The organism is Rhizobium oryziradicis, assembly GCF_001939045.1.
In the GTDB taxonomy this organism is placed as follows: Bacteria; Pseudomonadota; Alphaproteobacteria; order Rhizobiales; family Rhizobiaceae; genus Allorhizobium; species Allorhizobium oryziradicis.
This window is the reverse complement of sequence record NZ_MKIM01000029.1, coordinates 31887-51193: the sequence shown is the minus strand read 5'-3', so window position 1 is coordinate 51193 and position 19307 is coordinate 31887. Positions and strand designations below refer to the sequence as shown.

The 19307-nt window shown below is 55.7% G+C and carries 19 protein-coding genes; 2 read left to right on the top strand and 17 right to left on the bottom strand.

Going from position 1 to position 19307, the window contains the following annotated elements; all coding sequences use genetic code 11:
- Positions 1 to 9: 9 nt before the first annotated feature.
- From BJF95_RS19755 to BJF95_RS19705, 11 genes are all read right to left on the bottom strand, one after another.
- A complete protein-coding gene (locus BJF95_RS19755) occupies positions 10 to 1326 on the bottom strand; it encodes a TRAP transporter large permease (RefSeq protein WP_075641252.1) in 1317 nt (438 codons plus the stop codon).
- A gap of 4 nt (positions 1327 to 1330) precedes the next feature.
- Complete coding sequence (locus tag BJF95_RS19750; protein ID WP_075641212.1) at positions 1331 to 1831, bottom strand: TRAP transporter small permease; 501 nt, start codon at positions 1829 to 1831, stop codon at positions 1331 to 1333.
- Positions 1832 to 1941: 110 nt separating this feature from the next.
- A complete protein-coding gene (gene dctP, locus BJF95_RS19745) occupies positions 1942 to 2952 on the bottom strand; it encodes a TRAP transporter substrate-binding protein DctP (protein WP_075641211.1) in 1011 nt (336 codons plus the stop codon).
- A 481-nt stretch (positions 2953 to 3433) separates the two neighbouring features.
- The gene (locus tag BJF95_RS19740) at positions 3434 to 3946 is read right to left on the bottom strand and encodes a flavin reductase (protein WP_075641210.1); all 513 of its coding nucleotides are present in this window, start codon (positions 3944 to 3946) and stop codon (positions 3434 to 3436) included.
- Positions 3947 to 3948: 2 nt separating this feature from the next.
- On the bottom strand, positions 3949 to 4917 hold the full coding sequence (locus BJF95_RS19735) for a PDR/VanB family oxidoreductase (protein WP_075641209.1): 969 nt from the start codon (positions 4915 to 4917) through the stop codon (positions 3949 to 3951).
- Between the two features lie 9 nt (positions 4918 to 4926).
- Positions 4927 to 5688 (bottom strand): SDR family NAD(P)-dependent oxidoreductase, encoded by a 762-nt coding sequence (locus tag BJF95_RS19730; RefSeq protein ID WP_075641208.1) that lies wholly within the window; start codon positions 5686 to 5688, stop codon positions 4927 to 4929.
- The gene (locus tag BJF95_RS19725) at positions 5688 to 6182 is read right to left on the bottom strand and encodes an aromatic-ring-hydroxylating dioxygenase subunit beta (protein WP_075641207.1); all 495 of its coding nucleotides are present in this window, start codon (positions 6180 to 6182) and stop codon (positions 5688 to 5690) included. The genes BJF95_RS19730 and BJF95_RS19725 overlap by 1 nt, the downstream gene beginning before the upstream one ends.
- A complete protein-coding gene (locus BJF95_RS19720) occupies positions 6179 to 7450 on the bottom strand; it encodes an aromatic ring-hydroxylating oxygenase subunit alpha (protein ID WP_075641206.1) in 1272 nt (423 codons plus the stop codon). Before BJF95_RS19720 ends, BJF95_RS19725 begins: the two co-directional genes overlap by 4 nt.
- Positions 7451 to 7490: 40 nt before the next feature.
- Positions 7491 to 7853, bottom strand: a complete 363-nt coding sequence (locus tag BJF95_RS19715) for a hypothetical protein (protein WP_075641251.1) — start codon at positions 7851 to 7853, stop codon at positions 7491 to 7493.
- Between the two features lie 24 nt (positions 7854 to 7877).
- Positions 7878 to 9017 carry an acyl-CoA dehydrogenase family protein gene (locus BJF95_RS19710; RefSeq protein WP_075641205.1) on the bottom strand — a complete coding sequence of 380 codons (1140 nt, stop codon included), beginning with the start codon at positions 9015 to 9017 and terminating at the stop codon, positions 7878 to 7880.
- 4 nt (positions 9018 to 9021) lie between these two features.
- Positions 9022 to 10182, bottom strand: a complete 1161-nt coding sequence (locus BJF95_RS19705) for an amidase (RefSeq protein ID WP_075641204.1) — start codon at positions 10180 to 10182, stop codon at positions 9022 to 9024.
- Positions 10183 to 10713: 531 nt separating this feature from the next.
- Between BJF95_RS19705 and BJF95_RS19700 the strand changes: the two genes are divergently transcribed.
- Complete coding sequence (locus BJF95_RS19700) at positions 10714 to 11280, top strand: nuclear transport factor 2 family protein (protein WP_075641203.1); 567 nt, start codon at positions 10714 to 10716, stop codon at positions 11278 to 11280.
- Between the two features lie 71 nt (positions 11281 to 11351).
- On the opposite strand, the gene BJF95_RS19695 is transcribed toward BJF95_RS19700, so the two are convergent.
- The 5 genes from BJF95_RS19695 to BJF95_RS19675 all read right to left on the bottom strand — a co-directional run bounded on the left by BJF95_RS19695 (position 11352) and on the right by BJF95_RS19675 (position 17017).
- Positions 11352 to 12917, bottom strand: coding sequence for a GMC family oxidoreductase (locus tag BJF95_RS19695; protein ID WP_075641202.1), 1566 nt, complete (start codon positions 12915 to 12917; stop codon positions 11352 to 11354).
- Between the two features lie 202 nt (positions 12918 to 13119).
- Positions 13120 to 14628 (bottom strand): aldehyde dehydrogenase family protein, encoded by a 1509-nt coding sequence (locus BJF95_RS19690; RefSeq protein WP_075641201.1) that lies wholly within the window; start codon positions 14626 to 14628, stop codon positions 13120 to 13122.
- Between the two features lie 92 nt (positions 14629 to 14720).
- Positions 14721 to 15563, bottom strand: coding sequence for an intradiol ring-cleavage dioxygenase (locus BJF95_RS19685; protein WP_075641200.1), 843 nt, complete (start codon positions 15561 to 15563; stop codon positions 14721 to 14723).
- 33 nt (positions 15564 to 15596) lie between these two features.
- A complete protein-coding gene (locus tag BJF95_RS19680; RefSeq protein ID WP_075641199.1) occupies positions 15597 to 16670 on the bottom strand; it encodes a maleylacetate reductase in 1074 nt (357 codons plus the stop codon).
- Positions 16667 to 17017 carry a Dabb family protein gene (locus BJF95_RS19675; RefSeq protein WP_075641198.1) on the bottom strand — a complete coding sequence of 117 codons (351 nt, stop codon included), beginning with the start codon at positions 17015 to 17017 and terminating at the stop codon, positions 16667 to 16669. Before BJF95_RS19675 ends, BJF95_RS19680 begins: the two co-directional genes overlap by 4 nt.
- Positions 17018 to 17297: 280 nt before the next feature.
- On the opposite strand from BJF95_RS19675, the gene BJF95_RS19670 reads away from it, so the two are divergent.
- Positions 17298 to 18266: a LysR family transcriptional regulator gene (locus tag BJF95_RS19670; RefSeq protein WP_075641197.1), complete on the top strand. Its 969-nt coding sequence runs from the start codon at positions 17298 to 17300 to the stop codon at positions 18264 to 18266.
- Here the strand turns inward: BJF95_RS19670 and BJF95_RS19665 are convergent.
- Positions 18229 to 19245: an AraC family transcriptional regulator gene (locus BJF95_RS19665; protein ID WP_175577296.1), complete on the bottom strand. Its 1017-nt coding sequence runs from the start codon at positions 19243 to 19245 to the stop codon at positions 18229 to 18231. The genes BJF95_RS19670 and BJF95_RS19665 overlap by 38 nt on opposite strands.
- Between the last annotated feature and the right edge of the window lie 62 nt (positions 19246 to 19307).

The window sequence follows — 19307 nt, the reverse complement described above, 5'->3', positions numbered from 1 at the left end:
AGGATTGTTCTAACCGCTGATGATGCCGGGCAACCACAGTGTAAGCTGCGGGAAGATGGCAATCAGAACCATCAACAGCAGGGTGCAAAGCAGGAATGGGGCTGCGGCCATCACCACCTGGCGCATGGTTGTTCCGGGCGGGCTGACCCCCAGCATAACGAACAACAACAGACCAAAGGGTGGTGTTGCAAGGCTGAGTTCCAGCGCCAGCAGGGTCAGCACCCCAAACCAGACCTCGTTGAAATGATAAAGATGAACGAGGGGCATGAAGATGGGCAGAACCAGCATCATGATGGAAAGCTGATCCATAAACATGCCCATGACAATCACCACCATCAGCATGGCAAGAAGCATGACTGCGGGAGGAAGATCAAAGCCGGTTGAAAACTCGATCAAGCCGCGAGAGGCACCGGAAAAGGCCAGAATCTGCGAAAATGTTGTTGAGCCAATGATGATCAACAGCATCATGGCCGAGACTTTGACAGACCCCATCAAGGATTTCTGAATGACGAACCAGTTGAGGCAACGATAGACGGCGGCCAGGATCAGCACCGAAATCGCACCGCAGGCCGCCGATTCCGTGGGTGTCGCCCAGCCGAGCAAAATCAGACCGACGACCGAAAACACCACGAAGCCCATGGGCAAGACATCGCGGGTCAGTGCCCACACAACCTCTCGAATGCCGTATTTTTCTGTCGCGTAGCCGGGGGCGGCTTCGGGGTCGATACGGATCAAGATCCAGATCACCGCGACAAACATCAGTGCAAGAATGAGCCCCGGAATCAAACCGGCAATCAGCAGGGCACCCACATCAATACGGGCCAGCGAGCCGAGCAAGACCGCAAGCGAGGAGGGCGGAATGATCATGGCCAGACCACCTGTGGCCAGAATTGGCCCCATGATGATGTGCGGCTTGTAGCCCCGCGCCATCATGTCGGGCATCATGGTGGTGCCCAGCATGGCGGTGTTTGCCATGGATGAGCCGGAGAGCGTGGCAAAGATCGTACCACCGCCAACTGTTAGATAAGCCAGACGGCCCCGCACACCGCCAAAGCATTTGTCCAGCGCGTTGAAAACCCGAAACGCGAGGCCTGAGTGAAACAGCAATTCTCCCATGATCAGAAAGAGCGGCACGGGCACCAGTGCAAAGCTGGTGACCGAACTGGTGGAGTTTGCGATCATCTGTTCAACGCCGATCAACCCGCCCATGAAAACATAGACGCCGGCCATATTGATCAGCAGAAATGCCACGGCAACCGGGATGCCGATGAACATCAAAACCATGAGGCCGCCAATCAGAAGGGCGGTGGCTTCATACCATTCCATCATGTCAATGGTTCCCCTCTGCGCCATTATAAAGCTCGCCGCGCAACAGCAGGCGCACAAATTCGCAAGCCATAAGCACAAAGCCGACAGCGAGAAAGGCATAGAGAAGCCATGCTGGCAGATTGACCGAGCGCATGTCCACCGAGCCGTCCATCCATCGCTGCACGGTGAGATCTGCGGAGATAATGCCCAGAAATGCCAAGGAAAGCGCGGAAACGACCAGAGCCAGTTCACCAACAATGGTCTGGAGGCGTCGTGGCATCAGGTTGACGAATGATGATAGCGAAACATGGCCATTGATCCTCACCAGCCATGGGGCCGCTGCCATGGTGGAAAACAGCAAAACATATTCCACGACAGCGCTGATCCATCGCAGTGTTTGCATGTTGAGATTGCGCATGATGACGTCGAGCGCGACAATAACGGTGACAAGTGCCAGACTTGCCGCCGCGATATAGGCCAGCGCAAAAATGAGCCGGTCATAGAGGGATAGGATGGTTTTCATGGAGAAGCCTTCCGCAAAAGACGGCTACCTGCCTGAAGCAGGCAGCCTTACGGGATGAAGGGTTAAAATGCGCGTGGAGTCTGTCGGAGTCAGATTGGCGCTGACAAACTTTAATCGGCGAAATAGTGGGCGCGCAGTTTCTCATAATCAGGCGAACCTGAAGCCTTCAGCCGGTTCCAGACGGAATCATAGGCCGTTTTGAGATAGGCATCGCGGGCGGCCCCCTCAAGAACGATTGCTTTCATTCCCTGCTTGTCAAACTTGGCATTCATGGTGGTCGTCACATCCTGCCACTCCTTGTAGGAGGAGCCTTCAAACTCCACCGCCGTGTCGGTGAGGATTTTCTGGGAGTCGGCGCTCAATGCCGCCCATTTGGTAGGGTTGACGTAAATGCCGAGGTCGGATTGCATGAAACCCGGCTCGATGCGGTATTTCAAGAAGCGATCCCACGACCAGCCTTCCATGGCGGAGGGAGGATAGGCCATGCCGTCAAAGGTGCCGCGCTCCAGACCTGTGTAAACATCGGGCACTGGAATCGTGACCGGCGTTGCGCCCATTTTTTCAAAGAATGCATTGTAGAGCGGCGATGCGCGCAAGCGCAGGCCCGAAAGATCAATTTCGCCATCCGCCTTGAACTTTGGCGTATTGATCAAAAACACATTCAGCGGAGCCGCTGGTGCAAAGCGTGCCAGCACGTGGATTTTCAAGCGCTTTGCGGCAATTTCCTGAAACAGGGCAAAGCCACCGTTTTCGCGCTGAACACTTGGAGGCAGATTGCTGCCAACCCAGGCATCAGCCTCCGGCATGCTGCCCAATGAATAGCTGATCGGTGCGTAGGTCATATCGATTGAGCCACGCGCAACCGCTTCTGTTTGCTGAAAACCGGGCACAATCTCTGGCCCACCGACCACCGAAATCTTGATCTTGCCTTTGCCGCGCTCATTTACCAGCTTGACGAAGCGCTCATACAGCTGTGCCGTGGCATCGCTTGAGGGAAAGACGGTCAGGGAGCGAAGATTATCCTCAGCAAATGCGGCTGTCGACAATGTAAGTGTCGTCATGCCCGATAGAATTGCCAAGCCAAAAGAAATATATGTGTTAATGCGTGGAAGTCGTGACATTGTGTTCCCCTATCAGTTTGTGATCTGATTGTTGTTTTTGAGCGTCTTGAAATCAGCGTGCCTCCGTCATGTTGAGCGTGAACGAGACAGATTGCCGATTTTCGTTTCTGGCATCTCATCGAAACCCTTTTCAAGTTTTCGTGATCGCCTGTAAATGAAGGCTAGCACGTTGATGCGCAGAAGATTTTTGCGTTTTTTGGAAAACATTTTTGTGCTAATAATTGAGACGAAATCGTCGCCCGCTGCGGAACAGCAGATGCTGACGCATCCACACTTTTCCGCTTGTCAGGGATCACCTGCGCATAATTCCTTAAACCGCAGTCGATTTGAGACGGACATTATGCAGCTGATCTAACGCGTTAGATTGTTCTTTATGCGTTTTTATAAAACGCATAGCGATCTGGATATTCAAGCGCGCCACGCCGATATACTTATGCTGTGGCGAAAAGTTGCTTTTACATTGCTCTGCAAGCGGGTTGGATTATGAGGCTTCCAGCGGGTGAAAGCGGCGGCTAAACCACACCAGACCATCCGTATTGCCTTCAGCCAGTTCGGTTGCCATCACCTCGCAGAAAAATACGGTATGGGTGCCGCGGGTTTGACATTCGACAATACGACAATCAAAGGCCACGGCTGCGTCGGCCAGCACGGGTGCGCCGGTGCCGTTGCTATGCCACTCGGTTTTTGCGAACCGGTCTTCGCCGGTCCAGCGGGCAAAGGCGCGCGACAGCTCTTCATGGCTGGGGCTGAGCACGTTGACGCAAAGCACCTTGTTTTCGACAAAGGCATTGTGTGCGTGGCTGCTTTTGTTGATGCAAACCAGCAAGGTTGGTGGGGTATCCGTGACCGAGCATACGGCGGAAACGGTCAAGCCGTGGCGGCCTGCCGGGCCATCGGTGGTGACAATATTGACCGCCGCACCCAGGCGGCTCATGCCGTCGCGAAATGCCTGGGCCTTGGGCGAAATTTCGGGTGCAGTCTGTGGAGTTGTCATGATCAAATGTCCAATACCAGAGTTGAGGAGGATGCGCGTGAGCAGCAGGCACAGATCATCGTGCCTTCTTCTCGTTCTTCGTCGGTCAGGAATTTGTCGCGATGATCGGGAGTGCCTTCCAGAACGTCGGTCACGCAGGTGCCGCAGACACCTTCTTCACATTTCACTTCAATTTTGACCCCGGCCTGTGCGAGTGCCTTGGCAATGGTGTTGCCAGCCTCCACCCGCACCGTGATGCCGGATCGTTTGGCCACAACATCAAATCCGTCGCCCGATTGGTCGACATCCGCCGAGAAATATTCGCGGTGGACGTTGGCGGAGGCATGGCCTGCGGCTTCTGCGGTGTTGATCACCCAATCCATAAACCCTTGCGGGCCGCAGACGTAGAGATGCACATCTTTTGCAGGCGGCGGCAGATCGCGTTTCAGATTGAGGCGCTGCTCTTCCGCCTGATCATCGAAGTGAAACACAACGTTTGAGGCCCAAGGGGCATCGGCAATCATGGTTTTAAAGGCGGTAACCTCGCTTGAGCGCGTGCAAAAATGCAAGGTGAAATCGCGGCCAAGGCGATGAAGCCGCTGCGCCATGGCCAGCATGGGCGTGATGCCAATGCCACCGCCCAGCAATACGGTTTTGCGCGCCGTTTCATCCAGCGGAAAATGATTGCGCGGGCCTTCAACGTCAAACTGCGCACCCACCGTTGCGAGGCGATGCACGGCGATGGAACCGCCGCGCGATTTGGGATCGAGCAGAACACCGATTTCGTAGAAGCTTTGCTCCTGCGGGTCCGAACACAGTGAATATTGCCGCCAAAGATCAATCTGCCCATCCTGAAGATGCAGATCGAGATGAGCGCCAGCCTCAAATGCGGGCAGGGCCGCACCGGAAGCGTCAACGAGCGTCAAGCGCACAATGCCGCCCGGCTCTTCGATCCGTTTGGCAACCGTCAATTTCATCATGTTCGAGGCCATAATTCCACCTTATCTCATATAGAGGCCGCCATTGACGTCCCAGCAGGCGCCATTGACGAAACTTGCTTTAGGGCCTGCCAGCAGTGCCACCAATTCGGCCACGAAGGCCGGATCCCCCAGCTCTCCCACCGGAATATTGGCCAGCGCCGCCTGCATTTTATCCGGTGTGATCACCGAGCGGACCATGGGCGTATCCATGGGCCCGGGGGCAATGGCGTTGCAGGTGACACCGAAGGGAGCCAGATCACGGGCAAACACTTTGGTCAGCGTCAAAATGGCACCCTTGGAGGCGGCGTAATGGGCACCTGTGGCGGTGCCGCCATTTTGACCCGCAAGTGACGCGAGATTGATGATCCGGCCATAGCCACGCTGTTTGAAGTGGCGGCCAAAAATTTGGCTACCGGCAAAGGTGCCGCCAGCATTGGTGGTCAGAATGGCGTTGAAATCCGCAGGATCAATATCGAGCAGAGGTTTGACGGCGGTGCGTGCGGCATTGTTGACCAGCACTTCCACCGAGCCCCAACGCTCGATACAGCGATCAAGGATGGTTTGAAAATCCTCGGGCTTGCTGACATCAAGCGTTGCGGTCACCGCCGTTTCACCGGCCAGATCCAGCTCGGAGGCAAGGGCTGAGCCTGCATCCGCATCAAGATCGGAAATGACAACCCGGAAGCCTGCGCGGTGCAATGCTCTGGCAATTTCGGCCCCCACGCCACGGGCCGCACCCGTGACAACGGCGGTCTGGATTTTTTCGGGAAGGGGCGCTACCATTAGAACAAATAGCTGAACGAATTCAGCATCCCATCCGAGTTGAGAAGGCGCACCACTTTGGTGCGGATTTTAAAGCCGTCTGTGGCCATGACCAGCGTGTGGGTCATGTTCGCAGCCCAAACGCGCTGTCTGCCAAACTTGTCTTCAATCACATGTTCGGCGCTGGTCACCGTCACCTCATCACCCTCAACATGGGTGATGACAAAGCGTGACACGGTTCGGATGGTTTTGGCAGGCGGTGCCGACGAGATCGAGAACCCTTGCTGAAAGCGCTTGATCCGCTCACGGCGCATTTTATCGTTGTCGTGGCACAGGTTCAGCGCATTGTCGAAATCCTCGGTGTCGCCGATGGGCAGCGTATACATGCCATCTTTGAGCCAGAGCGCCAGCCAGGCGTCATAGTTTTTGCCATCCAGCAGATCGGCTTCAGCCCACAGAAAAGCGCTGACCTTTTGCAAAAGCGCATCGTCTTTGATTGTCGTGATCATGTTCATACCGACATCATCCTCTTCCACATCGCATAAGCGGCGCGCATTCCGGTTTCCGCGCTGATGTGGCCAATGGGGCCAGCCTCGCCGGGGGTTTCATCAATGATGCCGCGATTGACCAGAATCTTCAGCTCTTCACCGCCTTGGGTTCCGCGCTGCACGCGCTCCCACACTTCGGCATCATCTGGTGAGCCAAAGCCCATCGGGCCTTGAAAATGCTCATGCAGGCGCAGACGCATGCGGTTGGCCGCAGCCGGGCCGCCCTCCATGCCAAGGGCAATGTGACGGACATCGGTTTTATTCACTGAGATCGGTGTCAAAACGCGGAAGAAAGACAGCGAAAACGACACATTGGGAAACAGGTTGAGGTTAAAGCCTGCGCCGCCGACGGCACGCACGATCTTGCGCACCTGATCGTCCGGATAGCCCTCATCGCGCAGCTCTTGCGCCAGCTCTTCGAAACGGTCCGGGATAGGATCGTCGAGATTTTCATCGAGATCCACCAGTTCGGGGATCATTACCATCACGGAATGGCCATTGCCGAGGTCTTCAACGCAGCCTTTTCCCGTTTCGAGAAACTGGAAAATCTCGTTGGTCTGGCCATCGAGCGACTGAAGGAAGCTCTTGTGCACCACCGGGAAGTGATAGGCATCTGTGGTGTTTTCCAGCTGAACCTTCCAGTTCATGGGCACGCTGAACTGATGCTCGCCCAAAACCTTGACCGGAAAACCACCGCCCTGCTTCATAAACAGGTCGATCCATTTCTTCACCGGGCCGAGAAAATCCGCCAGCGGCTCAATGTCCTCGTTGAAGGTGGCAAAAATCATGCCGCCATAGCTCTCGGTGCGCAGTTTGCGTAAGCCGTGGCTTTCCTTATCAAAGTCATCGCCATATTGCTCAGGGTAGGGAAGTGCGCGCAAGGAACCATCCAGACCATAGCCCCAGCCATGGTAAGGGCATTGGAAAGACGAGGTTTTGCCCTTCTTGACCTCACAGACGGTGGCCGCCCTGTGGCGACACCGGTTGACCATGACGTGGATCTGGTCCTTGCGATCGCGCACGACGATCACAGGATCCTGACCGACGGTTGAGAGTTTGAACGATCCCTTTTCAGGCACCTCGCTCTGATGGGCCACCCAAACCCAAGTGTTGTGAAAAATCCGCTGCATCTCTTCTTTGAAGAGGTCTGGATCTTCGTACATGGAGGTTGCCACTTTGGCATCTGGCGAATAGAGCGCGTCCAGATCGCTGAATTTCATCTGTGCTTGCGACATTGGTTGTTCCTCTCGCAAAATTGATAGGTCTGGCGCAAATTCATAGGTCTGGAATGGTCAGCGCTCGGCCCATGCGGGCTTCAACGCGCATATATTTCCAAAGCCGGTGGTCATCCTCATCGACCACAATGGTGCGCAGCAGATTGCAGGCGGCAATCACAGACTGGCGGTCTGGGAAATCGCACATCATATACCAGGTCCAGGGAAAGGAGGGTGAGGTGCCCACTTGCGTCTGGTCGTCATCCAGCGTTCCCAAAACAGTGACGCCGTCAAGCTTGGCAACCCCGCTCATGAATTCCTGCGTACCCTTCCAGACCGGACCGATCTTGTTGAACGGAAGATCGAAAAACGCGGGCTGCACGGCCAGGCACAGAAGCGTGCGGATGGGTGTCGGTTCTGTCATCATAAAATCCTCAAGTTACAACAATCATGGATAACCAGCCGGTGTCGGCTGCTCAAAAAGCGCGGCTCCGGCGGCCTGCCAGGAGCCGGAATTGATAAAGGCGTGCTGGGCAACGCAGGCTGCATCAATCATCGCACGCCCAAGCGGATGGCCGGTGGCCATGGCTTCCGAGCCACCCATCACAAAGGCAAGGCGAGCGGCTTCAGCGCCATCTTGCGCGGCTTTGGAGGCGGCATGGCGCAGCCGGATCATGGTCGGGCGATCAACCTCGCCCTTGGTTTGCATCTGCTCCCAGCCATGTTCGATGGCGTCGTAGAAGGCAGATCTTGCCCCCATCAGCACACCTTCAGCCTTGGCATAATCAATCTGGATATAGGCACGCGCGGCCGGGCTTGGTGCACCGGTGACCGAGGCGCGGCTGATGGCATTGTTGCGCACCCAATCAAGCGCGGACCGCGCTGTGCCAAGGGCCACAACAGCCAGCACCTGCGCTGCCAGCGCCATGGCGGGATAGCGGAAGATGGTATCATCCTGCTGCGGCTTGCCACCGCGAATGAAGGTCCATTCTTCCGGCACAATCACCTTGTCGGCAACAATATCGTGGCTGCCGGTTGCCCGCAGACCCATGGTATCCCAGGTTTCGTCAACGGTGATTTTATCACGCGGCATAACGGCAGTGCGCGGCAGAGGATTGTTCTCACCCTCAACTTTAATACCGGCACCCACAATCGATGCGCCCATGACGCCCGAGCCCCATGGCCAGCGGCCGCTGACTTCAAAGCCTTGAGGCGTGGTGCGGGCAGGCCATGGCGGAAACATTGCGCCGGAAAACACGGTGTTGGGATCAGCACCATAGATTTTGGCATAGGTTTCGGGTGGCAAAGATGCAAGATAAGTGGCCGAAACGCCGAAACTTGCAACCCAACCGGCCGAGGCATCGGCCATCGAGATTTCTTCAATCAGCCGACAGAAAGCCTGCGGCGAAATATTGTCGCCACCAAAGCGGGTTGGTACAAAAGCGCGATAAATGCCGATGTCTTGAAATTTCCGCACGATATCGAGCGGAATATGACGCAGGGCCTGAAATTCCTCTCGTCTTTGGACGATTTCAGTCTTCAGGGCCTCAAGAGCGGCCCCCGGTGCAGGCGGGTTATGGGAATTCATGGTGTTATTCCTCCGTCTGAAAAATCAGATTTGTTTCAATGAGCCAGCGGGCAACGGCGCAAAGACGGGCGTCCTGCCCTTTGCGGGCAACAAGCTGGACGCCTGAAGGCAGGCCGTCTGCCGTCTTAGTGGGCAAAACGATGGCCGGATGGCCGGAAAGATTGAATGGACGCAAATAGCGGGTCAGCGTCAGAACCTTGGACGGATCGCGCGCCTCTGAGAGCAATGGCGGCACAATCGGCATGGCGGGTGTCAAAAGAACGTCATGGTTTTCGAGAATGGCATCAACCTGGGCGATAAAACGCTGCCTGATATGTTCAGCGGCAGTCATCTCCGCATCTGTGACAGCGCGGGCCCCTTCAAGGCGTTTGCGCACATCCTCACCCAAGGGGGCACCAGCATCAAGCAGGTGTGCATTGGCCAGAAGCGTTTCGCGGGCAATAATGGTCATGCCTGCGCAAAAGGCGTCGTCGAGCAAATCCAGCTCGACAGTGTCAATCACACTGCCGTCCCCTGCCCGCACCGCCATTGCGGCTTCAGCCATGCGTGGATCAATCTTGTCGTCAATGGTGAGCCGGGCAATGCGGGGCGCATGATCCAGATGCTCAATCTGAAATGTCGGATCAATCGCTACCATGGCCCGCTCGATCATCGACATTGTCCGGGCGAAGGGGCCAATGCTGTCGAGCGAGCTTTGAGCAGGTTGGGCACCTGTGCGATCAACCCGTCCAAAACTTGGCTTGAAACCAATAACCCCGCAACAGATGGCAGGTTGGCGAACCGAGCCACCGGTGTCTGTACCGATGGCAAAATCCACCACTCCAGCAGCGGCGGCCACAGCCGAGCCGGAGGAGGAGCCACCGGGGATACGGTCGGGCCAGTTCGGGTTGATTGGTGTTCCCTCAAAAACATTGATGCCGGTCATGCCATAGGCCAGCTCGTGCATCCGCGTTTTGCCAATGATCTGGCAGCCGGATTCCAGCATGTGATCAATCACCGGGGCATTGGCGATGGCAGGCGGCGCAGTGTTCAGCGCTTCGCAGCCGCAGCGGGTCACCATGCTGGCAATGTCGATACAGTCTTTGACAGCCACGCAAGGACCTTGCGGATCACCAAGCGTAAATGTGGCGATGAACGCCAGATGGCTTTCTGCTGGAATGCTCATGATGCACCATTGTTTATCAGCCTTATGGCCGGTTCCCTTTTATTGCAGTAAAATTACCGTAAAATTGCAGCTTGTCAATTGGAAAACAGTGAAGATTTTTAATTTTATTTCGTTATTTCAGACATTTAAACGCAGATTGGCCGCCCCGCGTGTGCTGCGGGCCGGGCGCAAGAGACTGACAAAGTTCAAATTTTGGCACCGGTTGGGCGTTGCTGGCCTGACGGAGATGCTTGATTTTGGTGATGGGACGATAACATGAATATTCATGTAATACTGTTGCGGAATCTGAAAAACAGTTTCTGACCCACAGCAAAGAGTGTGATTGCGCTTGGTAACAGGCACTTACGGGCATTTAGACAGAATGACGCCTGATTGCGTGAATATTACCGCTTGACCGGTGCCGAACCTGTATTAGGCTTCGTGTAGGCCACCCCGGCATCTTATCACCACGCCGCCCTTGTTTGAGCACACGCTCTGCAGCGCATGGGCCTTCACCACAGCAAGAGAACACATTTAAACAGGGAACTTTTCATGACCAGCCAAACCGACCTTGCGAGCTTGATTCATCGTATAGAAGTCCTTGAAGCAGAAGCCGACATTCGCCGCATTCAGGCCCGGTATATGTTTTTGTGCGATACGCCCAACCCGGAATATGGTGTTGAGGACGATGCCCAGCGCATCGACCGCATCATGGAACTTTACACCGAGGATGCCGTGTGGGAAGGCGTTGGCGAATATTACACCAATCAATTCGGCAAGGCCGATGGTGCGGCCGCCATTCGTCGCCATTTTGAAGGCTTCTGGGGTGGTAAGAAAGATCCGGCGCTGATCTTGAATTGTCACTACCTGACATCCGAGCAAATCCACATCCATGAGAATGGAACTACTGCTGACGGCCAATGGGTGCATATGCAGCCCTGGTTGTTTTCAGATGGCAAGGCGCTTTTGCGCTCGTCGCGCCTCAACAACACCTTCCGCAAAGAACCTGATGGTGTGTGGAAAATCACCCGCACGCGCACCGAAAATGTCTTTGTTGCACCGCTGCCAGCCACATGGGCGTCGGATTATCCATCAAAATCGATGCTGATGCAGCCCTAACGATAACGCCACGCGTTTTTCAAAGTACAAGCGTTGCTGCATAGGACATCATGCAGCAACGCAATTTTTGGTTAGTTATGGGCGGCGGCCATCATGTCGCCAGCCTTTGTGCCAATCATCACCGAGGGTGCAGCGGTATTGCCCGATGGCACGAAAGGCATGATGGAGGCATCGGCAACCCGCAAGCCTTTCACGCCATAGACCCGCAATTGCGGATCAACCACCGATTGGGCCGTCACACCCATGGCACAGGTGCCGACCTGATGGTGATAACTGCCGACAGCTGATCGGGCATAATCGGCCAGGCTCTCGTCGTTATTGCGCTTTGGACCAGGATAGACCTCTCCCTTGACCCAATCTTTCAGCGCCGGTTGCGCCGCTATCTCGCGGATCTGGCGCATGGATGTGATCAGCGTTTTCACGTCATAATCGGTTGCCAGCAGATTGGGATCGAGATGCAAGGGATCATTGACATCGGTGCCCGTCAGCTTGAGTTCACCGCGCGAGGTTGGCCGAATGCCCCCGGCATGAAGGGTGAATGCATTCATTGGCCCGCTTTGCCCCGGCGCGTAGGCGGGTACGGAAAAGAACAGCGGCTGAATATCGGCCACAGCGATATCTGGATGAGATTTCAAGAACATATGTACCTGCATAGGCGGCAGGGATGGATCATCAGGGAAGGGATAATCCGCGCGGGCTTCGAACACCATTGGCAGGAATGTGTGGTCGTGCAGGTTTTGCCCAACGCCGGCAAGATCGACCTTTGTTTCAATGTCAAATTCTGCCAGATGGGCTTTCGGGCCAATGCCGGAGAGCATCAAGATGCGCGGGCTTTCCAGCGTACCAGCCGAAAGCACCGCCTCAAAGCGAACACCCACATCAAATCGCTCCGCACCGCGCACGCAGTGTACGCCGGTGACGCGGCCTTTTTCAATGATCAGCTTTTCCACCCGCGTTGATGGTGCCACCGTGAGATTAGAGCGTCCGCGCACCGGTTCCAGAAAGCCTGCGGCGGTGGATACCCGCTTGCCCTTGGAAATGTTGAACTGAATGCGGCTGATGCCATCCAGCGATGCGCCATTATAATCCGGATTAAAGGGAATGCCCGCCTGCACGGCGGCATCAATCAAGGCGTCCATGAGCGGATGCGCCTTGTAATCGGTGGTGACATGCATTGGCCCGCCCACGCCGTGATAGGCGTCGGCACCCCTGTCAAAATCTTCCACTTGCTTGAAATAGGGAAGCACACTGGCCCAATCCCAACCATGATTGCCCAGATGCGCCCACATGTCATAATCCATGGCATGGCCGCGCACGTAAATCATGCCATTCATGGAGGAAGAGCCACCCATCACCTTGCCGCGCGGCCAATAGATCTGGCGATTGTGGCAGTGCTTTTGCGGGACAGTTGAATAGCCCCAGTCGTAATCCGAATTCCAGATTTCAATGGTGCGCAAGGGGGTTGAGACCATGTCTGGCGTATCGCCGTGGCCACCCTCGATCAGCAAAACGCTGACATTGGGGTCTGCACTCAGCCGCGCCGCAAGGGCACAGCCTGCGGCACCTGCACCGCATACGATGTAATCAAATTCGTCTCCTGAGACATTGATGATGGGAAATGCGGCAATCTTTGTCATTCTTGTTCCCCTTTTTGAAGTCCTTGTCCCTCGTGTCCGGGAGGAGGCCGAGGGAAGGCTTCTGTTTGTTAGACTTTGACCTTGGTAGAAAAGCACAAGCACCACGCGCCCCGGCGGTGGAAGGCCGGAGCGTTGGAGCAAATTCACGATGGAGCGTGGACAAAGGCAGGTCGGACATTTGCGCCCGCCTGCTTATCAATGGTTAGCGGTAAGCGACGCACACCGACTTGGTTTCAAGATAATTGTCGAGGGCACCGCTGCCATGCTCGCGGCCAATGCCCGATTGTTTCATGCCGCCAAAGGGCATGTTCTGGTCGGGAATGTTGTGGCTGTTGACCCAGACCGTCCCGGCCTGAAGCTTTGGCACGTAGCGCATAACCTTGTTCAAATCATTGGTCCAAAGCGACGCGCTCAGGCCAAATTTGGTGTCGTTGGCAAGGCGGATGGCCTCGTCCGGATCGCTGAACGGTGTGATTGTCACCACCGGGCCGAAGATTTCATCCTGCATCAGCGCCATATCCTGACGCACATCGGTGAAAAGCTCAGGTGAGACATAATAGCCTTTCTCCGGTGCTTGCGCGCCAATCAGCGGGGTTGCGCCCTGCTCAATGCCACGGGCGATGCAGGCTTTGACATGGGCCTGATGGCGCGCCGAGACAACCGGATTGATCTGGTTGCGCGGATCAAGGCCAGAGCCAATGGCAAGGCTGCGGGTAATGCCGGTTACAACCTCGAGAACCTTTTCGTAAATGCCTTTTTGCACATAAATACGGGTGCCTGCGCAGCAGGTTTGTCCGGTGTTGAAGAAGGCACCAATGCCGGCAGCCGCCCCCAAAAGCTCAAGATCCATATCATCAAACATCACCATCGGGGCTTTGCCGCCCAGCTCAAGCGTGACGCGCTTCATGTCGCGCATGGCCTGAATGCCAATCAGCTTGCCGGTCTCGGTTGAGCCGGTGAAGGTGATTTTGGCAACGCCGGGATGGGCAACCAGCGGTGCGCCCACAGCCTCACCCATGCCGGTGACGACATTGACAACCCCTTCAGGAATACCAGCTTCAAGGCAAAGCTGGGCCAGACGAATGGAGGTGAGCGGCGTTTCTTCTGCCGGTTTCAAAACCACGGTGCAGCCAGCGGCCAATGCTGGCGCAAGCTTCCAGACTGCCATATTGAGCGGGAAGTTCCACGGCGTTACGGCGGCCACAACGCCAACGGCTTCCTTGCGGGTAAAGGCCTGATATTTCATGCCGGGTGGAATGGCGATGGACACATCCAGCGTCGAGCCTTCAATCTTGGTGGCCCAGCCCGCCATATAGCGGAAATATTCGGCAGAAGACTGAACCTCGATCAGCCGCGACAGCATGATGGATTTGCCTTGGTTCAGCGTTTCCAACTGTGCCAGTTCCTCGCCATTGGCCTCAATCAAATCGGCCAGTTTGAGCAATATGCCCTGCCGCTGCGCCGGAAGAAGCTTTGACCACGGACCCTCAAAGGCAGCCTGTGCAGCGCGCACGGCCAGATCCACATCCGCCGCATTGCAGGCGGGCAGATGTGCCAGCACTTCGCCGGTGGCAGGATTGTAAACAGGATAGGTTTCGCCCGATTGCGCGGTCACGGACTTGCCGTCAATCAGTGCCAAAGGCGCTTTTAAAAATTCGGAGACGGAGGCCGCAATGGTATCAACGGCCAGATCAGGTTGAGCAATGTGCATTTTATGTCCCTTTGGAGCTTAATTTTTATTGTTGGTTTTGGTGATGATCGGAGCACCTCATGATGCTCGGTGCTGGCGTTTGGCTTTGTTGTTCACGGTTGCGCTGGACACAGCACAAAATCATAATCGGCATGCCATGCTTCGTTGACGCCATCTGCTGGCTCAAACGAAACGATCAGCGATTGTTTGACCCCAAACACGGCATCAGAAACGAGATATTGGTCTCCCGCTGCGAAAATATGGGTGATGACGCGGCGATAGCCGGGGGCCGTGACCATGAAATGCATATGGGCGGGCCGCCAAGGGTGGCGGCCAAGCGCTGCCAGCATTTTGCCCACCGGACCATCATCGGGGATGGGGTAGGAGACCGGCTTGATGCCACGGAAGGCATAGCGGCCATCAGCGCCGGTTCGAAAAGCGCCGCGGTTGTTGAAAGGCGGCTGAATTCCGGGCTGCTGCACATCGTAGAAGCCGTCTTCATTGTCGGACCAGACATCAATCAGTGCGTCTTTGATGGGATTGCCGTCCAGATCCAGCACCCGGCCTTGGTAGAGGCAAATCTCGCCCTTGCCATCAAGGCTGATATTGGCTCCCATCTCCCGCTCCGGGGCACCGTCAACATGGAAGGGGCCAAAAACGGTGGTTTCGGTGGCACCGGTTGGTGCCCGGTTGTTGATGGCATCCACCAGCATGGAGACGCCAAGCGTGTCGGAGAGAAGAATGAATTCCTGCCGGTTGCCAGAACAGATTTGCCCGGTCCGGGTCAGAAAATCGATGGCGACTTCCCATTCTGCTTCCGTCAATTCGACGTCACGGATAAAGTCATGTAAATGGCTGACGAGCGATGACATAATCTGGCGCAGGCGCGGCGATGTTTCCTCCCCCATGCGCCCATTGACGACATCAACGGATGTTTCCTCGGTTAAATAGCTCATTGTGTCATCCTCCCGATGTTCACGTGTTCCTCGTCAGTGATCTGTTGCGAGGGGCGGGGCTCCCTCATAGGCACGCCCGATCAAATCGCGAATCTGCGAAATCTCAAGCGCCCGTGGGTTCCAATAGCTGTTGGACATGGCAATGAAAGCTGCCCGCTCCACGCCATCAGCAGGCATTCCAATCTCTTTGAGGCTGGTTGGCGCGTTCACGCTGCGCGCAAGTTTCTGCAAGGCAAGCGCTGGATCAGGGCCTAAAACCCCCTCAAGTGCCACCATGACCTCGGGCATTGCCGGGGCATTATAGGCCAGCGCATGGGGCAGGATCACCGTGTGGGTTTCGGCATGGGGCAGATCAAAACTGCCGCCGAGTGTGTGACACAGCTTGTGGTGCAGCGCCATGCCCACCGAGCCCAAACAAATACCACACAGCCAGGCCCCGTAGAGCGCATCAAAACGCGCATCCCGATCGGTGGAGTCTTTGGCAATTTTGGGCAAGGCCACGGCTAGCGCCTTGATGGCTTGCAGCGCGAGGCTGGAAATCACTGGATTGCTATCGCGGGCGTACAAGGCCTCAACGGCATGGGCCATGGCATTGATGCCGGAGGTGCCGGAAATGCCGGGCGGCAGGCCGAGTGTTTGGTCCACATCATAAATCACCACTTCGGGCAGAACTTTCAGCGTGGTTTGTGTGCGCTTGGCACCATCGCTGGTTTCACCCAGAATCGGTGTCATTTCTGATCCGGCATAGGTGGTGGGCAGAATGATTTGCGCAAGATCGGTGCGCAGCGCAATGGCCTTGGCAAGCCCGGTGGTAGAGCCACCACCAACGCCCACCACAACATCGGCACCCACCTCTTTTGCAAGGCTGACAGCATGCTCGCTCACATCAACAGGCGTGTGCATGACAGCACCAGAGAAGATGCCGACACAGGTGGCACCAAGCAAGCCAGCCAAATGCTCCGCTTGCGACGTTTGCGCAGGCGTTGACAAGATCAGTGCGCGGCGCGCGCAAAGTCGCTCAACCTCATCCGGCAATTGTGTTGTGGTGCCAAAGCCGAAAATGACGCGGGCAGGGTGGCCGGTATAGGTAAAGTTTTGGGTGCTCATACCAGTTCAACCTCGGCGTTGTGCATGGGGTAATCCACCTGATGGCGGGCGATGCGCAAGCCTTCCAGCCGGTCGCGCACCGCAAGATGGGCCGGATGGGTGGCATAGGCATCAAGCGCGGCCTGGCTTTCGAACTCTGTGACGAGAACAACATCACACGCATAAGAGATGCGGCTGGTATCAACCCCAACCTCCAGCTTGATCATACCCGGAATTTTCCCTTTCAGCCCTTGGAATTCGCGCATGATGGTTGCGATATTGCCTGCCTTTTCAGCGGGTGTCGCACCGGCAGCATTCCACATGACGATGTGGCATATCGGGGAGGAAGTGGCCGAGGTTGATGTCATTCGCAACTCCGCTGGCGCTTAGAGTTTGTTGGGGAAAAGTGGCATCCGGTTTTCCCGAAGAACAAACGAAAACAAAGAAATCTGAACCTGTCAGGTTCAATCTGAACCTGACAGGCTCTGGAAGATGATCACACCATCTGCATTACCTTTTCATCGTTTTATTACAGGATAAATCACGTAAATTGGAAAACATTATTGCGGAATTTGCAAAAGACAAGGATTGGCCTTGCAATGTGACAAATTTAAGTGAAAATTACCGTTAAAAATAAGGGGAAGAGCCATGGATCGTTTCACAGAGCTTGAGGTCTTCACGAAAATCGCCGACGAGGCAAGCCTGACCCGCGCCGCAGAGATTCTGGGGCTTTCTGTTTCGGGTGTCAGCCGGTGTCTGACCAGTCTTGAGGCTCGGCTTGGCGTGCGGCTGGTGCAGCGTACAACGCGGCAATTGTCGCTGACGGCTGAAGGCGAGCGCTTTGCACATAACGCCCGCGACATCCTGATGAGCCTTCAGACCGCGGAAGACAGCGTCAGTCTTGTTTCGGCGGAGCCGCTGGGCACCTTGCGCGTTGGTGCTTCGCTGTCCTTTACGCTGCTGCATTTGTTGCCGGTGATCCAGATGTTCAAGCAGGACCATCCGCGCGTGCGGGTCGATCTGCAAGTATCAAACCGCTATTATGATATTATTGAAAATGGCCTTGATCTTGCGATCAGAACGCGGCGCATGGAGATGGATAGCTCTGTGACCATTCGCAAATTGGCAGAACTGCCGAGACTTCTCGCGGCGTCGCCGGACTATCTGGCCCGTTTTGGTGTGCCGCGCTGTCCTGAAGATCTGGAGCGCCATGCCATGCTTTTATACACCTTGTCCGACGATTGGGATCATCTGACCTTTGCGCGCAATGGCGAGACAAAACGTGTGACGGTCAGTGCCGAGGTGACCTGCAATGATGGGCAGGTGCTGCTCAAATCGGCGCTTAATGGCATGGGAATATTGGTTCAGCCGGCCTATATCATCAAGGATGACCTCATTGCTGGCCGGCTTGTTCCGGTTCTGGCGGAGTGGACGCTGCAACCGCTGATCATGAATGTGGCGTTTCCAACCCGCACCCATCTTCCCGCACGAACGCGGCTGTTCATTGATGCGCTGGTTCGATATTTTCGCGAGCATGATCTGGAGCGGGTCTGGAATGAACAGTCCAGCCCCGTCACGGTCATGCCTTTGATGGCGGATGACCTGCCCAACCCTTAAAGGCTCTCGAAAACACCGCGCCATCGGCATAGCCCAAGGCTTGCGCCACATCGGACATGGTCGAGGCGCTGGTGGAGAGCAGCCTGCTGGCCAGTTCCTGCCGGCACGCCAGTGTCAGAATGCGGATTGAGGTTCCTTCGTCCTCCAGGCGTCGTTGCAGGGTTCTGGGCTTCAGGCCCAGTTCTTCTGCAATCAGACCAATGGTGATGGGGCGCACACCGATATAAAGCTCAATGAGCGATTTCACTTTCGCGGTTATGCTGTTGCCAACGTTGGTTTCGTTGATCAGATCGCCAATGTGCCGTTCCAGAATAAGCGTCAGCTCTTTGTTTTCGGTGCGGTAGACCCGATCGGCTTCTTCCACGTTCATAATAATACGGTTGCTGGACTGTTTGAACAAAACCGGGGCCTTGAAAATTCGGCGGATAGCATCGGCCTGCTCTGGTGCTTCGTGCTCGAAATGCACTTCCATCGGCTGCCAGTTTACCTTGAAATTGGTGCGGATAAGCTGACAGCTCGCAGCCAGCGAATATTCGGCATCATGGCGGCGTGGCCAAATGGAGTCATCGGCGATGCGATAACTCCAGATCAGGATGTCACCATCCTGTCGGACGCTGGATGTTGTCGAATTTTGCAAGGAATTCACAAATTTCGAAAGGTTTTCAAAGGCTGAGCGAATGGTGGGCGAAAAGGACACCAGCACGCCCATCGGGCCGATATCGCCCGGTGTTAAGGTCGCACCCAACTTTGCGCCAAAAGCTGGGGCATCGAGAGAGCTGGCCGCATCCTCAAAAAACGCTACGAAACGATGGAGGGGAATGACGGCATAGTTGTCATCAAGAACCGATGGCAGGATCCGATGCTTATGCAGCAGCTCGCGCGCTTTGCTTTGGCGAGAGGCGAATTGTTCGAGCAAAGGTTTGATCGCAGCAACCCTGATAAAGGCAACAGACCTTGCGGGCTTCAGGATGTCATTCATCGGTGCCATCCAAATTTACGGTAATATTGACGTATATTATCAAATCCGTGACATGATTTGCA

Bases quoted from the DNA above. Each gene is read 5' to 3' on its own strand.
- BJF95_RS19755 (WP_075641252.1), bottom strand. From the start codon at position 1,326: ATGGAATGGTATGAAGCCACCGCCCTTCTGATTGGCGGCCTCATGGTT.
- BJF95_RS19750 (WP_075641212.1), bottom strand. From the start codon at position 1,831: ATGAAAACCATCCTATCCCTCTATGACCGGCTCATTTTTGCGCTGGCC.
- dctP (WP_075641211.1), bottom strand. From the start codon at position 2,952: ATGTCACGACTTCCACGCATTAACACATATATTTCTTTTGGCTTGGCA.
- BJF95_RS19740 (WP_075641210.1), bottom strand. From the start codon at position 3,946: ATGACAACTCCACAGACTGCACCCGAAATTTCGCCCAAGGCCCAGGCA.
- BJF95_RS19735 (WP_075641209.1), bottom strand. From the start codon at position 4,917: ATGGCCTCGAACATGATGAAATTGACGGTTGCCAAACGGATCGAAGAG.
- BJF95_RS19730 (WP_075641208.1), bottom strand. From the start codon at position 5,688: ATGGTAGCGCCCCTTCCCGAAAAAATCCAGACCGCCGTTGTCACGGGT.
- BJF95_RS19725 (WP_075641207.1), bottom strand. From the start codon at position 6,182: ATGAACATGATCACGACAATCAAAGACGATGCGCTTTTGCAAAAGGTC.
- BJF95_RS19720 (WP_075641206.1), bottom strand. From the start codon at position 7,450: ATGTCGCAAGCACAGATGAAATTCAGCGATCTGGACGCGCTCTATTCG.
- BJF95_RS19715 (WP_075641251.1), bottom strand. From the start codon at position 7,853: ATGACAGAACCGACACCCATCCGCACGCTTCTGTGCCTGGCCGTGCAG.
- BJF95_RS19710 (WP_075641205.1), bottom strand. From the start codon at position 9,017: ATGAATTCCCATAACCCGCCTGCACCGGGGGCCGCTCTTGAGGCCCTG.
- BJF95_RS19705 (WP_075641204.1), bottom strand. From the start codon at position 10,182: ATGAGCATTCCAGCAGAAAGCCATCTGGCGTTCATCGCCACATTTACG.
- BJF95_RS19700 (WP_075641203.1), top strand. From the start codon at position 10,714: ATGACCAGCCAAACCGACCTTGCGAGCTTGATTCATCGTATAGAAGTC.
- BJF95_RS19695 (WP_075641202.1), bottom strand. From the start codon at position 12,917: ATGACAAAGATTGCCGCATTTCCCATCATCAATGTCTCAGGAGACGAA.
- BJF95_RS19690 (WP_075641201.1), bottom strand. From the start codon at position 14,628: ATGCACATTGCTCAACCTGATCTGGCCGTTGATACCATTGCGGCCTCC.
- BJF95_RS19685 (WP_075641200.1), bottom strand. From the start codon at position 15,563: ATGAGCTATTTAACCGAGGAAACATCCGTTGATGTCGTCAATGGGCGC.
- BJF95_RS19680 (WP_075641199.1), bottom strand. From the start codon at position 16,670: ATGAGCACCCAAAACTTTACCTATACCGGCCACCCTGCCCGCGTCATT.
- BJF95_RS19675 (WP_075641198.1), bottom strand. From the start codon at position 17,017: ATGACATCAACCTCGGCCACTTCCTCCCCGATATGCCACATCGTCATG.
- BJF95_RS19670 (WP_075641197.1), top strand. From the start codon at position 17,298: ATGGATCGTTTCACAGAGCTTGAGGTCTTCACGAAAATCGCCGACGAG.
- BJF95_RS19665 (WP_175577296.1), bottom strand. From the start codon at position 19,245: ATGAATGACATCCTGAAGCCCGCAAGGTCTGTTGCCTTTATCAGGGTT.